Below are 13,287 nucleotides of genomic sequence, written 5' to 3'. Positions count from 1 at the left end.
GCTGTGACGGCGGCGCCGTCAGGGTTGCTGTTCCAGCTCCGCCACGCGTTTTTCCAGCGCCTCCAGGCGTTCCCGGGTGCGCAGCAGGACGATCTGCTGGGTCTCGAACTCTTCACGGCTGACCACATCCAGCTTGGCCAACGCGCTTTGCAGCATGGCCTTGAGCTGTTTCTCCACCTCGGCGGTGGGCCGGGCGCCATCGTTCATCAGCAGTTTCGCGGCCTGAGAGCCGACGGTATCAAACAAGACTTTATGCAACATGGGCGTTTCCGTTTCCGGTCAATTGGGTGGCGCCGGCGACGGCCGGATCAGCTGGCAGTCTAGCATCCGCAGCCGCCTGCCCCAAACCGTAGCCGGTCCGCTGCCCATCTGTGGCGCATCGGCTCGCTCGCGCTGCACCACGCCGGTGCAAAGGCCGTGTTCAGCGGCCTCGGCAACGCCTTGGAATATCCTTAACTTGCTGAAAGAAAAGAAAATTTCAAATGTGGCAGGGTTTCTGCAGTGGTGCAGGGTAGCCGGATCATGGGCGGAACCGAAATAGCGCAGTGTCGGAACTGTGACACAGCGCACGCCGCGACGCCCCTCGGTGCGGCTGGCCCCTACAGAGCAGGGGCCGACGCCGGCGGCCAGCCGGGGTGCTGCAGGTTCTTTCTGCACACATCCGTGCAAAGTCCGATTTTAAAAGGCTTTAACTCGGCATAGACTTGTCCTGTCCCCCAGGGCAGTCCATTTAACGGGAGTATGAACATGAAATTAGTAACGGCTGTAATCAAGCCATTCAAGCTGGACGACGTGCGGGAGTCGCTTTCCGAGATCGGCGTCCAGGGCATTACCGTGACCGAGGTGAAAGGGTTTGGCCGGCAGAAGGGCCATACCGAACTGTACCGGGGCGCGGAATACGTTGTGGACTTCCTGCCCAAGGTGAAAATCGAAGTGGCCATCGGCGACGACATGCTCGACCGCGTCATCGAAGCCATCACCAAGGCGGCCAACACCGGCAAGATCGGTGACGGCAAGATCTTCGTCGTGGCGCTGGAACAGGCCATCCGCATCAGGACAGGCGAGACCGGCACCGACGCCATCTAACGTTCGTTTGCCGATTCGCTGACAGTAGTAATAAAGCCTATCTGGGGGGCTTGATTATGGAAGACATCGTACAACTGAAGTACGCGCTCGATACGTTCTACTTTCTGGTGTGTGCCGTGCTGGTGATGTGGATGGCCTGCGGTTTTGCCATGCTCGAAGCCGGTCTGGTACGCACCAAGAGTACAACCGAAATCCTCGCCAAGAACATCGCACTCTTTGCCATTGCGTCGATCATGTACCTGCTGGTCGGCTACTACATCATGTACTCATCCACCGGCCCGATCTTTCCGAGCCTGGGCATGCTGATCGGGGATGAAAACACCCTCGATGCGGTCATGGCCGGAGGAGAGGATGCGCCCTATTATTCCAGCCGCGCCGACTTCTTCTTCCAGATCGTCTTTGCCGGTGCCTGCATGTCCATCGTCTCGGGCGCCGTGGCCGAACGCATGCGCCTCTGGGCCTTCCTGCTGTTCGCCGTCATCATGACCGGCTTCATCTACCCGATCCAGGGCGCCTGGAGCTGGGGTGGTGGTTGGCTGAGCGAGATGGGCTACTCCGATTACGCGGGGTCCGGCATCGTGCACATGGCCGGCGGGGCAGCTGCGCTGGCCGGCGTCATCCTGCTGGGGCCGCGCAAGGGCAAATACGGTCCGAACGGACAGATCAACGCGATCCCTGGCTGCAACCTGGCGCTGTCTACCCTGGGTATCTTCATCCTGTGGATGGGCTGGTTCGGCTTCAACGGCGGCTCCGAGCTGAAGATCTCCGACATTGAATCGGCCAATCATGTGGCCCAGGTCATGGTGAACACCAACCTGGCGGCCGCCGGTGGCCTGATCGCCGCGATGATCGTGTCCCGCCTGCTGTTCGGCAAGACCGATCTGACCATGCTCCTCAACGGCGCGCTGGCGGGTCTGGTATCCATCACCGCTGACCCGCTTTCCCCGACCGCCCTCGGCGCGATGCTGGTCGGTGCCGTGGGTGGTGTGATCGTGGTGTTCAGCGTGCTGGCGCTGGATCGGCTGAAGATCGACGACCCGGCCGGCGCCATCTCGGCCCACGGCTCGGCCGGTATCTGGGGTGTGCTGGCGGTGCCGCTGAGCAATGCCGAGGCCACCTTCGGTGCGCAACTGGTTGGTGTGCTGGCGATCTTCGGCTGGGTGTTCATTGCCAGCCTGCTGGTCTGGGGCATCATCAAGGTGGTGATGGGAATTCGCATCTCCGAGGCGGAAGAATACGAAGGTGTGGATATCTCCGAATGCGGTATGGAGGCCTATCCCGAGTTCACCGGCAAGAAATAAACGCGGCGGGGCCTTCGCCTCGCCTCGCCATGCAACGCAAACAGGGCGCTTCGGCGCCCTGTTTGCGTTGCGCCGCCAGCCGATCATGCGCTGATTGCCCGAGAAACAGCAAACTTGCCGCCCTGGCCAGGGTCCAAGCTGGTGAACGCGTTATTTTTTACCAGGGAGATCCGCATGAAAGCCGAGACGTTCGATTATCTGCTGGAATGGACCAGAGACCTGCACACCACCGTCGCCGAGGCCCTGGAGCGCGACCTCGCGCCCGAGTCCGACCAGCGCAGTCGCTGGTTGATGGAATATATCGCCGAGCACGAGCGGGAGATCGCCGACAAGGTGGAGCAGTTCCGGGTTCAGGCCGGCGAGGCGGAAAGCCGCACCTGGCTCTACGAACACCTCGGTGAGGATCTGCCGCCGCGGGCCGACTGGGAGCTGAGCTTCGCCGGCAAGGATTTCAACGGCATCAGCGAGCAGGTATTCAAACTGCATGACCAGTTGATCGAGGTATACACCTCCATGACCGGTCGGGCTGCTATTCCGGCAGCGGCCGAACTGATGCGTAATGTGCTGGCCCTGGAGGAGGGTGAAACCCGGCGTCTAGCGGAGCAATGTGGTCGCCTGCAGGACTTGTGAGTCTTCTCGAGAGAAAAATTTTCGTTCACCCTCTGTTCAAATCCCTCTGTTGCGCTATATATAGCCAGGTTTCAAGCGGAGGAATGCCATGAGTGATGACGATATCGAAGATGAAGACCTGCAGGATGAAGAGGTAGACAACAGTGACGTTGATGAAACCGACGCCATGGAGGACGATGACGAGCCAGCGGTAAAACCGCGCAAGAAGGCGGCCAGTCAGGACGACCCGCTGGAAGGGTTATCCCTGGAAGCCAAGGCTCGTGAGCGGGAAATGCTGGCGCGGCAGATGGAGGAGTTCCTCGCCCGTGGCGGCAAGGTTCAGGAAGTCGACAACAACGCGCTGGGCGATCCGCCGAAGAAGCCTGAAGGCAAATACGGTAGTCGCCCGATCTGACGTATCGTGGTATTGGCGAGCCCGCCTCTGCGGGCTCGTTGCACGCCGAGCAGAGTAATCAGCCCCGATAGCTGCGCAGCCAGCCGGGGATCTCACTCAGGCAGCGCACCTCCCCATGGGGCCGTTCCGGCTCCGCCCATTCCAGCCCCAGTCGATTGAACCACAGCGTACGCAAGCCGGCGTCACGTGCGCCCTGGATGTCGTCGATCGGGTGATCGCCAATGTGCAGCGCCTCATGCGGCTCTACGCCGGCGCGTTCCAGCGCGGCGCGAAAGGGCGCGGGATCCGGCTTGCTCAGGCCGATCTCGTCGGCTGATACGATGATCTTGAAGTACTTTTCCAGGCCCAGGCGGCGCACATCGGCATTGCCATTGGAGATGGTCGCCAGCTGGTAGTGCCGGGACAGTTCCTCCAGCAGGGGCTCACAATGCGGGAAGAAGGTCAGCGCATGGCGGGCTTCGAGAAACACCTCAAAGCCTGCCAGGGCCAGCTCTGCGGCTTGCTCGGGCGAGTAGCCGGCCTTGCGTAACCCATGCTCCAGCACCGCGATGCGCAGGGCGGTCACCCGGTGGCGCAGCTCGGGGTCGGCCGCCAGCACCTCCTGGCGCAGGGCGCGCCGCGCCGCCTGGTCGAGCCGCTGGTTGAACAGCGGCGCATGGTGGTCCAGCCAGTTCAACAGGGTCTGTTCGGCGGCGGCGACCACCGACTCGGTCTCCCACAGGGTGTTGTCCAGATCGAAGGTCAGTAGTTGAAACATGGCATCTCCCGCGGATCAGTCGTCGGACTTGCGTTTGGCTCGGGGGTGAGCGCTATCGTACACCTCGGCCAGATGCTGGAAGTCCAGATGAGTGTACACCTGGGTGGTGCTGATATCGGTGTGGCCCAGCAGCTCCTGCACCGCGCGCAGATCGCCGGAGGACTCCAGCAGATGGCTGGCGAAGGAGTGCCTGAGCATATGCGGATGCAGGTGCTGGCCGATATGCTCCTCGCCGTAACGCTGTACCCGCAGCTGGATCGCCCGGGGCGTCAAGCGCCGGCCCTGCAGGCCGACGAACACCGGCTGGCCGGCGGCGGCCGTTGGCGGCCGGACCTTGAGCCAGGCGCGCAGGGCCTCGCGAGCCTTGCGGCCGACCGGCAGCACCCGGGTCTTGTTACCCTTGCCAAGCACCCGTACCTCGCCGCCATCGAGGTCGAGTCGGTCCAGGTCCAGGCCCGCCAGTTCGGACAGCCGCAGGCCGGAGGAATAGAAGAGCTCGAGCATGGCGTGGTCGCGGAGGGTCAGCCAGTCGTCGCTGTCGCCCCCATCGAGCAGTCGGGACGCCAGGTCCGCATCCAGGGTGCGCGGCAGCTTGCGGGGGGACTTGGGCGGACGCAGGTCCAGGGCCGGGTTGTGCCGGCACCGCCGCTCGCGCAGCAGATAGCGGTACAGGCTGCGGATGGCACTGAGCTCGCGCTGCAGGCTGCGCCCGGTCAACCCGGCCTGATGCCGACTGGCGATGTACAGGCGCAGTAGCGCGCTGTCCACGGTGTTCCAGTCGCCGATGCCACGCTCATCCAGGAACCGGCTCAGGCTGGTCAGATCGCGGCGGTAGGCCTCCAGCGTGCGGGGCGACAGCTGTCGTTCGCTGTGCAGGTGGCCGAGAAAGTTGTCCAGCTCTGCCTGCAGCGGCGCGGCGTCCATTACCGGAGCCGCGGCTCGCAGCTCAGCGGCCGCTGGCGCAGCAACACCCGCGCCAGGGCGTCGGCGATATACCCGAGAAACAGCGTGCCGGTGGCGCTCCGGTACTGCTGCGGGTCCCGGCTGCCCAGCGCCAGCACGCCATGCAAGCCCTGGTGCTGGATCGGCGCCAGGGCGGTGGAGGCCACTTGCTCTCCCTCGGGGCCGAACAAAAACAGCAGCTCATGATTGCGCAGCACCCCGCTGAGGGTCTTGTTGCTGTCCAGCAGGTGACCGATGGCGTCCCGGGCTTCGCTGTGGGTCGCGTAGCGGGCATTGCCGACGCGGGGCGTTTCGCTGAACAGGATCAGGCTGACGAAGGGCACCTGGAAGTCGTCCCGCAGGCTGTCCTCGATGTTGGCGATGACCTCTTCGACGTCCTGGGACTCCAGCAGGCTGAGAATCAGCCGGCGGCTCTTTTCGAACAGTCGGTCATTTTCCCGGGCCACGTCCATCAGTTGGCTGAGCCGGTGGCGCGCATCGATGTTGCGCTCGCGTAGCAGCTTCACCTGCCGCTCCACCAGGGACACGGCCTGGCCGGACTGGTGCGGAATAAAGAGGTCGAGCAACAGTTCGTCGTGCTCAACGAAGAACGCCGGATGGCGGCGCAGGTAATCTGCAACCACGGCGGAATCCAGTTCGGTCACGTCAGTCACGCTGGTGTCGGTCATATGCGTATCTGTCCTTCATAGACCCGGGCGGCCGGGCCGGTCATCAGCACCGGCTGGCCGGGACCGGCCCATTCGATTTTCAGGGTGCCGCCGGGTAGGCGGATGGTGACCGGTGACTTCAGGTGGCCGAGCCGGATACCGGCCACCGCTGCGGCGCAGGCGCCGGTGCCGCAGGCCTGGGTCTCGCCAGCGCCGCGCTCGTGCACACGCAGCTGGGCCTGGTGCTGGTCGATCAGCTGCAGGAAGCCGGCATTCACGCGCTTGGGGAAGCGGGGATGATGCTCGATCAGCGGGCCGAGCTCCGCCACCGGATAGCTGTCCAGATCGTCCACCAGCGTCACGCAATGGGGGTTGCCCATGGAGATGGCGGCGACCTCCAGGGTGCGAGTGCCGACCTCCAGTGGGTAGCTCACGGCTTCTCGATCGGCGGTAAAGGGGATCTCTGCCGGGGTGAAGCGGGGCGCGCCCATGTCCACCGTCACCTGGCCGTCGCGGCGAACCTTCAGGGTAATCAGCCCGCCGGCGGTCTCTACGCGGATTTCCGCTTTGGCCGTCAGGCGCTTGTCCTGGACGAAGCGGGCGAAGCAGCGCGCGCCGTTGCCGCACTGCTCCACTTCGCTGCCATCGGCATTGTAGATACGGTAGCGAAAGTCCACGTCGGGATCGCCCGGGGGCTCGACCACCAGCAACTGGTCGAAGCCGATGCCGGTATGCCGATCGCTCCACTGGCGGATCAGTCTGGGGGACAGCTGGGCGTGCTGGGTCACCAGGTCAATGACCATGAAGTCATTGCCCAGACCATGCATCTTGGTGAATCGCAGCAGCATCTCAGGCCTCGGGCAACAGCGACTCGCCGGCGAACAGCTCGCTGATCGTCTCCCGGCGGCGGATCAGGTGGGTTGTGGTGCCGTCCACCATGATCTCGGCCGCCCGCGGGCGCGAGTTGTAGTTGGAGCTCATGACGAAGCCGTAGGCGCCGGCCGAACGCACCGCCAGCAGGTCGCCCTCGGCCAGTGCCAGTTGCCGGTCCTTGCCGAGGAAGTCACCGGTTTCGCAAACCGGACCGACCAGGTCCCAGGCCTGGGCCGGAACATCATCGCGCGGGCGCACGGCATCGATCCCCATCCAGGCGCTGTACAGTGCCGGGCGGATCAGGTCGTTCATGGCGGCGTCGATGATGGCGAAGTTCTTGTGCTCGGTGGGCTTGAGCAGGTTGACCTGGGTCACCAGCAGGCCGGCATTGGCGACAATCGAGCGCCCCGGCTCGAACAGCAGGGTCAGGTCGCGGCCCGCCACTTTCTCGCGCACCTTGGCCAGGTACTCGCCGGGCGTGGGGGGCGTTTCGTCGTCATAGGTCACCCCCAGGCCACCGCCCAGATCCAGGTGACGGACTTCGATGCCTTCCTCAGCCAGCTGGTCGACCAGCAGCAGCATGCGGTCGAGCGCGTCGATCAGCGGGGTATCGTCAGTCAGCTGGGAGCCGATGTGGCAATCCGCGCCCTGCACGTCCAGGTTTGGCAGCTCGGCCGCGCGGCGATAGACCGCCAGCGCCGTGGTGATGTCGATGCCGAACTTGTTTTCCTTGAGGCCGGTAGAAATGTACGGGTGGGTCCGGGCATCCACGTCCGGGTTGACGCGAAGGGATACCGGCGCCTGGACGCCCAGCTCCGCCGCCACCTTCTGCAGGCGCTCCAGCTCGGCGGCCGACTCCACGTTGAAGCACTTGATGCCGACCTGCAGCGCCCGGCGCATTTCCTCCTCGGTCTTGCCCAGCCCCGAGAACACCACCTTGGCCGGGTCGCCGCCAGCGGCCAGAACCCGCTCCAATTCACCGACGGAGACGATGTCGAAACCGGCGCCGAGGCGGGCCAGCACATTCAGCACGGCCAGGTTGGAGTTGGCCTTGACCGCGAAGCAGACCAGGTGCGGCTGGCCCGCCAGCGCAGAATCCCAGGCCAGGAAGGCCTGCTCGATGGCGCGGCGTGAATAGACGTAGCAGGGCGTGCCATACTGCTCGGCGATGGCGGACAGGGCAACGGCTTCGGCATGCAGTTCGCCGTTCTGGTATTGAAATTCACTCATGAAAAGGGTCAGTTTCCGGTAGGTTGCTGGGTCAGTTCTTCCCGCGCCGGATCAACCGGCTGGCCGGCTGTCTCTTCGGGCATGAACAGCGGGCCTTTCTGGCCACAGCCGACGAGGATCAAAAGCATGAAGAATGCCGCAATGGATTGTTTCATGGTGGAATCCCGGTTGATAAATGGACAATATCCGGCAGTATACCCAGCCCGGGAGTCCGGCGCACCCGCCGCAGAAGTAGGGAAGGAAGGCAATGCAAGAGTTGAATGAAAGCGAGTTCCACCATCAGGTTGACCTGATCCAGGACCGGATCGAGCAGGCCCTGGATGCCGCGGATCTGGACCTGGAAATGGACCAGACCGAAGGATCACTGATATTGATGCTGGCCGCCGGGCCGCGGCTGGTCCTCGGTCGCCAGCCGGCTTCGCGGGAGCTGTGGCTGGCAACCCCGGATGGCACGCTGCATTTCGGCTATCAGCCGGGGCACGGTTGGATCCACGACAGCGACGGTGAGTCCCTGGGTGTGGTATTGGCGCAGGTGCTGAGTGATCTTTCCGGAGATGAAGTCGAGCTGGAACTGGAGGACTGATTCGATCGCAGTGGTTGGCCGCCGCTCTGTCAGCCGAGCGGCGGGTCAGGTCATCGACTTACTTGGCGCGCAGTATGGTCACCAGCGCCTGGGCATGTTCCGCCGCTTCCAGGCCAAGGCTGGTCAGATAGCCCCCATCATCCATCGTGGTGAGCCCGCGATGATGCAACCGGGCGGCCGTTTCCACCGTGGTGGCTGACGCTTCCCGCTGGTGAATCTTCAGGCCCGCCTGGGTATTGGCGAGGTCGTACTGGATCAGCAGGTTGATATCGTCGATTTCTTCGGCAGTCAATGACATGGGCAGTACCTTTTCTGATAGACGGTAAACTACCCCTGCAGTCTAGCCACGGGGTGCGGGGGTAGCAATGGGCTATTCATCCCGCCGGATTCACCGCTGTGATGTAGTGGACGCGGCCCTGATATCTGATCGACACTGGTTGCCACCAACAACAAGACGGACAGACAGGCGATGCTCAGACTTCACGGATTTGCGGTCAGCAACTACTTCAACATGGCCAAGCTGGCGCTGCTGGAAAAGGGCGTGGACTTCGAGATCAATACGGTGCGTGGCAGTCAGGATACCGAGTTCCTGGCCAAGAGCCCGCGCGGCAAGGTGCCGGTGCTGGAGACCGAGCAGGGCTTCATCAGCGAAACCAACGTCATTCTGGAATACATCGAGGATACCCAGGGCGGCAAGGCGCTGCTGCCGAGCGATCCCTTTGCCCGGGCGACGGTCAGGGCGCTGACCAAGGAAATCGAGTTGTATATCGAGTTGCCGGCGCGCAGCTGCTACCCGGCGGTGTTCTTCGGCGGCCAGGTGGACGACAACATCAAGGCCAAGGCCAAGGCTGACCTGCAGGCCGGCATCGCCGCCCTGCGCCGGCACGGCCGCTTCGCCCCCTACGTGGCGGGCAGCGAGATGAGCATCGCCGACATCATGTTCCTCTACAGCATCGACCTGGCGCAGGCCGTCGGCAAGAAACTGTTCGGCATCGACCTGTTGGGCGACTGGCCGGAAGCGCGGGCATTGCTGGAGTTACTGGGGCAGAACCCCCACGTGCAGCGCATCGAGGCCGACAAGAAAGCCGAAATGGCGGCCTTTATCGCGGCCATGTCCGGGCAGCGCAAGTAGCGCCCAACCCGTGTGGGAGCGGCCAGGGCCGCCCCACACATAAGCCGACCGCCTGCTCAGTCGAGCATGTCGGAAAAGCGCCCATCCTTCTTGAATACCAAGGGCTGGCTGAAGCCGGGGATGCGCATCTGTTCGGTGCTGATCTGGATGTCGCCTTCGTCGATCATGTCCTTGCCGAAGTTGTAGATCACATCCAGTTGCCCCAGCAGGGCTCGCTGCCCATAGGCGGCGGCCGCCTTGCGCACTTCCTCGCGGCGGATCTCGTAATCGGCGAAGCGCTCGGCGCCGTAGCGCTTGCGCAGCATGCGCTCGACCGGCTGCGGCCCCAGCACCACGGCACTGGAATTGTTGCCGCCAAAGCCCTTGGAGTTGATGAAGCAGACCTCCAGCGGATTATCGGCGCGTGACACATCGGTAGTGCTGAAGCGCAGGTGCTGCTGGTAGACATCCGGGGCAATGCTGTCGATGGTCTTGATGCCAGGGATGAGCTGATATTTGAAGGTGCCCAGGGCCGAGGCCAACTGGTCGGCGCTGGCGCTGGCCAGGGAGTGGCCGACGAAGGCCTTGACCGCGGCCACCGGCAGATCATTGATGCCGAAGGCACCGGCCACCTCATCCAGCAACTGCGACTCGGTCACCCGGTTGGCCGGGGTGCTGGAGCCATGGGCATGCACGAAGCTGCGCTGACGAACCGCCTCCGGGCCGAGGATCTGCATGGCGCTGTGCACACACTTGGCCATGGTCAGGTAGTTGCCCGGGCCGGGGGCGGAAATGGACTTCTTGAAGCCGTCGGCGCCGATAAACACATCGGTTACCGCGCCATGGATATCGGCCCCCAGCTCCAGTGCCAGCTCGTCGTCCATGAGCATGAAGAACTGCCCGGACTCGGCCAGGGTAAAGCCGCAGTTCTGGCTGAACGGGCGGCTGGCGCGGCGGAAGTCCACCTCGTCCCGGCCTTCGATATTGCGCAACCCTTCCTCGGTCGCCAGGGCGCTCATGGCGCCGTAGCCCTCGATACACTCCGCCGTGATGGGCGCTTCGCTGCTGCCAACCAGCACCACCCGGGCGCGGCCGCTGCCGATCATCTCGATGCCTTTCTGCAGGTTGTACAGGAAGCTGGCGCAGGCGCCGGTGATGGCGCCGGTGGTGCCGACGCTACCGAGCACATAGGCGTTGATAAAGTCCGCCGGCATGCTGTTCAGGCCCAGGGCCAGCTGCTTGGCGCTGACCCGGTGACCCTTCAGGCGCGACTGCATCATGCCGCCGAAGCTGTATTCATCCAACTGGCTCATGATGCTGCTGGCGAACACCGCAATTTCGTCGGGCTCGACGTGATCGAGGATATGCTGCCAGGCCAGGCCGGTGGAATGCAGGGCATCGGCCGCTGCGACGATGGCCATCTGCAGGCCGCGGGGGTGGAAGCGGGAATTGTAATGCTCGCCCGGCTCGAAACCGGTGGGCAACTGGCCGGCAGACTTGACCGGCAGCGGCCGATAGCTGTCGACCTTCAGTTCACAGTCACCAGCCAGGCTCACCCGCGCCTCGCCATTGTCCAGCAGCTCCACGCTCCAGCCTGCCGGCAGCGGCTCGGGCAACTGCTTGGCCAGAGTAATGAAGGACAGGGGCTGGCCGCCCTCCAGGCCGACCGGCAGGGTCTTGTGCCAATGCGTGGCGTCCACGTCCAGGTGGTTTTTTTCAATCCGGCGGACCAGGGTACCGTCGAGCACCTGCTGGCCGAAGCGCTGCTCGATCTCCACCGGGGTGATGACCTGGCCCGCGTCATCCAGATAGCGGTCGTTTTCCACGCGCACCAGCCCCATCAGCACAGCCAGGCCGGCCAGGGTTTCCTGACGCTCGGCAGCGGGTAGCGATTCGATCACCGTACGCCGAAAGCCATGGTGGAACGAACTGCGGCCGGCGGCGTTATAACCCCCGAAACCGACAATGACCGGAAGACGCGACATCAAGCAAGACTCCTCGCTGTTTCGTTGCGCGGGCACCGGCGCGTAGCGGCCGGAGCGGGCTGGCCTCCTGCGGTGTCGACAAGAGCATCATCCACGGGCCAGCGGGCATCGAATTGGGTTTGATTGCATAGGCAGACGAAGAATGTAACCCGGTGGTCACGTTTAGACTAGGGTGTTTTCACAACAGAGCTGCCGATCAGCATGGCAGCTCTGCACGAGCGGCAGCATCAGGGAAGGCCTGCTGCCGGCAGCGCGGTCAGGCAGTGCGCCGGATCACCCGGCCCAGGGTATCCATGATGCGATCGATATGGGCGTGGTCGATGGTCAGCGGTGGGGACAGGGCCAGGGTGTCGCCGGTGCAGCGCACCATCAAGCCTTCCCAGAAGCAGCCTTCGAATACCTCGTAGCCGCGGGTACCGGGCGCGCCGTCGCGGCTGGCCAGTTGTACCGCGCCCACCAGGCCGGTGTTGCGAATATCGATGACGTGCGGCAGGCCGGCCAGGCCGTGCAGCGCTTCCTGCCAATAAGCTTCGAGTTCGCTGGCCCGAGTCAGCAAACCTTCATCCTGGTAGATATCCAGCGTCGCGAGCGCCGCGGCGGCGGCCACCGGGTGCCCGGAATAGGTATAGCCGTGGAAGAACTCGATCTGCTCCACCGGGCCCTGCATCAGCGCCTCCTGCAGCTGCTCGTTGACCAGCACGGCGCCCATCGGAATGGCGCCGTTGGTCAGCCCCTTGGCAGCGGTGATGATGTCCGGGGTGACACCCCAGCGCTGGGCGGCAAAGGGCGCGCCGACCCGGCCGAAGCCGGTGATCACTTCATCGAAGATCAGCACTATGCCGTGCTTGCGGGTGATCTCGCGCAGCCGCTGCAGGTAGCCGACCGGCGGCAGGATGACCCCGGCCGAACCGGACAGCGGCTCGACGATCACGGCGGCGATATTCTCCGCGCCATGCAGGCTGACCAGCCGCTCCAGGTGCTCGGCCAGCTCGACGCCATGCTCAGGCAGGCCGCGGCTGAAGGCGTTACGTTGCAGATCGAGAGTGTGGGGCAGGTGATCGACCGCCGGCAGGCTGGCGAAGGCACGGCGGTTGTTGACCATGCCGCCTACCGACAGACCGCCGAAACCGACGCCGTGGTAACCGAGTTCGCGGCCGATCAACAGGGTGCGGGTGCCTTCGCCCCGGGCACGCTGGTAGGCCAGGGCAATCTTCAGTGCCGTGTCCACCGCCTCGGAACCGGAGTTGGTGAAGAACACCCGGTTCAGGCCCGCCGGGGCAAGTTCCGCCAGGCGATCGGCCAGTTCAAAGGGCAGGGGGTGGCCCATCTGGAAAGTCGGGGCGAAATCCATATTGCTGATCTGCCGGCTGACCGCCTCGGCAATTTCCCGGCGCCCGTGCCCGGCGTTGCAGCACCACAGGCCGGCAGTGCCGTCGAGCACCTCCCGCCCATGCACGTCGGTATAGAAGAGGCCCTGGGCGCTCTGCAGCATGCGGGGCCGCGCCTTGAACTGGCGGTTGGCGGTAAAGGGCATCCAGAAGCTGTCGAGATCGGCAGCCTGGGACAGGGGGAGCGCAGCCAGCGGGCTATTCATGGGACACCTTCCTGCAGTGGGAGAGTCGATCTTGTTTGTATCGAGTCTATGTCAAATAAAACCGACAGGAAAGCAGAGTGCTCGGTATCGGCATCCGCATATTTCCCGTGGGTGGGCGGCCATCTGGAAGGGT

16 protein-coding genes are annotated in these 13,287 nt (G+C 64.0%); 6 read left to right on the top strand and 10 right to left on the bottom strand.

The genetic code is table 11. The features are described 5' to 3' along the window. Positions 1 to 18: 18 nt before the first annotated feature. On the bottom strand, positions 19 to 261 hold the full coding sequence (locus VG99_RS07160) for an accessory factor UbiK family protein (RefSeq protein ID WP_044499058.1): 243 nt from the start codon (positions 259 to 261) through the stop codon (positions 19 to 21). A gap of 486 nt (positions 262 to 747) precedes the next feature. Here VG99_RS07160 and glnK point away from each other — a divergent pair, with 486 nt between their 5' ends. From glnK to VG99_RS07140, 4 genes are all read left to right on the top strand, one after another. Further along, positions 748 to 1,086: a P-II family nitrogen regulator gene (glnK, locus tag VG99_RS07155; RefSeq protein ID WP_036988956.1), complete on the top strand. Its 339-nt coding sequence runs from the start codon at positions 748 to 750 to the stop codon at positions 1,084 to 1,086. Positions 1,087 to 1,142: 56 nt separating this feature from the next. Continuing rightward, on the top strand, positions 1,143 to 2,387 hold the full coding sequence (locus tag VG99_RS07150) for an ammonium transporter (protein WP_044499056.1): 1,245 nt from the start codon (positions 1,143 to 1,145) through the stop codon (positions 2,385 to 2,387). A 174-nt stretch (positions 2,388 to 2,561) separates the two neighbouring features. Further along, positions 2,562 to 3,017 carry a hypothetical protein gene (locus VG99_RS07145; protein ID WP_044499053.1) on the top strand — a complete coding sequence of 152 codons (456 nt, stop codon included), beginning with the start codon at positions 2,562 to 2,564 and terminating at the stop codon, positions 3,015 to 3,017. Between the two features lie 88 nt (positions 3,018 to 3,105). After that, a complete protein-coding gene (locus tag VG99_RS07140) occupies positions 3,106 to 3,411 on the top strand; it encodes a hypothetical protein (protein ID WP_044499052.1) in 306 nt (101 codons plus the stop codon). Between the two features lie 58 nt (positions 3,412 to 3,469). On the opposite strand, the gene VG99_RS07135 is transcribed toward VG99_RS07140, so the two are convergent. The 6 genes from VG99_RS07135 to lptM are packed head-to-tail and all read right to left on the bottom strand — an operon-like array spanning position 3,470 to position 8,036. Beyond that, positions 3,470 to 4,168 carry an HAD family hydrolase gene (locus VG99_RS07135; protein ID WP_044499050.1) on the bottom strand — a complete coding sequence of 233 codons (699 nt, stop codon included), beginning with the start codon at positions 4,166 to 4,168 and terminating at the stop codon, positions 3,470 to 3,472. 15 nt (positions 4,169 to 4,183) lie between these two features. Further along, positions 4,184 to 5,077, bottom strand: a complete 894-nt coding sequence (gene xerC / locus VG99_RS07130) for a tyrosine recombinase XerC (protein ID WP_044501507.1) — start codon at positions 5,075 to 5,077, stop codon at positions 4,184 to 4,186. 14 nt (positions 5,078 to 5,091) lie between these two features. Beyond that, the gene (locus tag VG99_RS07125; protein WP_044499048.1) at positions 5,092 to 5,799 is read right to left on the bottom strand and encodes a DUF484 family protein; all 708 of its coding nucleotides are present in this window, start codon (positions 5,797 to 5,799) and stop codon (positions 5,092 to 5,094) included. Then, the gene (gene dapF / locus VG99_RS07120) at positions 5,796 to 6,626 is read right to left on the bottom strand and encodes a diaminopimelate epimerase (RefSeq protein WP_044499047.1); all 831 of its coding nucleotides are present in this window, start codon (positions 6,624 to 6,626) and stop codon (positions 5,796 to 5,798) included. The genes VG99_RS07125 and dapF overlap by 4 nt, the downstream gene beginning before the upstream one ends. Before the next feature lies 1 nt (position 6,627). Next, a complete protein-coding gene (gene lysA, locus VG99_RS07115; RefSeq protein ID WP_044499046.1) occupies positions 6,628 to 7,881 on the bottom strand; it encodes a diaminopimelate decarboxylase in 1,254 nt (417 codons plus the stop codon). Positions 7,882 to 7,889: 8 nt separating this feature from the next. Next, positions 7,890 to 8,036 (bottom strand): LPS translocon maturation chaperone LptM, encoded by a 147-nt coding sequence (gene lptM / locus VG99_RS16075; RefSeq protein WP_158023890.1) that lies wholly within the window; start codon positions 8,034 to 8,036, stop codon positions 7,890 to 7,892. Positions 8,037 to 8,128: 92 nt separating this feature from the next. On the opposite strand from lptM, the gene cyaY reads away from it, so the two are divergent. Continuing rightward, positions 8,129 to 8,464 carry an iron donor protein CyaY gene (gene cyaY / locus VG99_RS07110; protein WP_044499045.1) on the top strand — a complete coding sequence of 112 codons (336 nt, stop codon included), beginning with the start codon at positions 8,129 to 8,131 and terminating at the stop codon, positions 8,462 to 8,464. A gap of 58 nt (positions 8,465 to 8,522) precedes the next feature. Here the strand turns inward: cyaY and VG99_RS07105 are convergent, their stop codons facing one another. Beyond that, positions 8,523 to 8,762, bottom strand: a complete 240-nt coding sequence (locus VG99_RS07105; RefSeq protein ID WP_044499044.1) for a TIGR02647 family protein — start codon at positions 8,760 to 8,762, stop codon at positions 8,523 to 8,525. A gap of 171 nt (positions 8,763 to 8,933) precedes the next feature. On the opposite strand from VG99_RS07105, the gene VG99_RS07100 reads away from it, so the two are divergent. Beyond that, on the top strand, positions 8,934 to 9,596 hold the full coding sequence (locus VG99_RS07100; protein WP_044499043.1) for a glutathione S-transferase family protein: 663 nt from the start codon (positions 8,934 to 8,936) through the stop codon (positions 9,594 to 9,596). A gap of 56 nt (positions 9,597 to 9,652) precedes the next feature. Here the strand turns inward: VG99_RS07100 and VG99_RS07095 are convergent, their stop codons facing one another. Continuing rightward, a complete protein-coding gene (locus VG99_RS07095; protein WP_044499042.1) occupies positions 9,653 to 11,560 on the bottom strand; it encodes a beta-ketoacyl synthase in 1,908 nt (635 codons plus the stop codon). A gap of 256 nt (positions 11,561 to 11,816) precedes the next feature. Continuing rightward, positions 11,817 to 13,154, bottom strand: coding sequence for an omega-aminotransferase AptA (aptA, locus tag VG99_RS07090; RefSeq protein WP_044499041.1), 1,338 nt, complete (start codon positions 13,152 to 13,154; stop codon positions 11,817 to 11,819). Positions 13,155 to 13,287: the final 133 nt, after the last annotated feature.

Origin of the sequence: Pseudomonas saudimassiliensis (genome assembly GCF_000939975.1) — a bacterium.
Taxonomy (GTDB): Bacteria; Pseudomonadota; Gammaproteobacteria; order Pseudomonadales; family Pseudomonadaceae; genus Halopseudomonas; species Halopseudomonas saudimassiliensis.
This window is presented reverse-complemented; position numbering and strand designations above follow the sequence as displayed.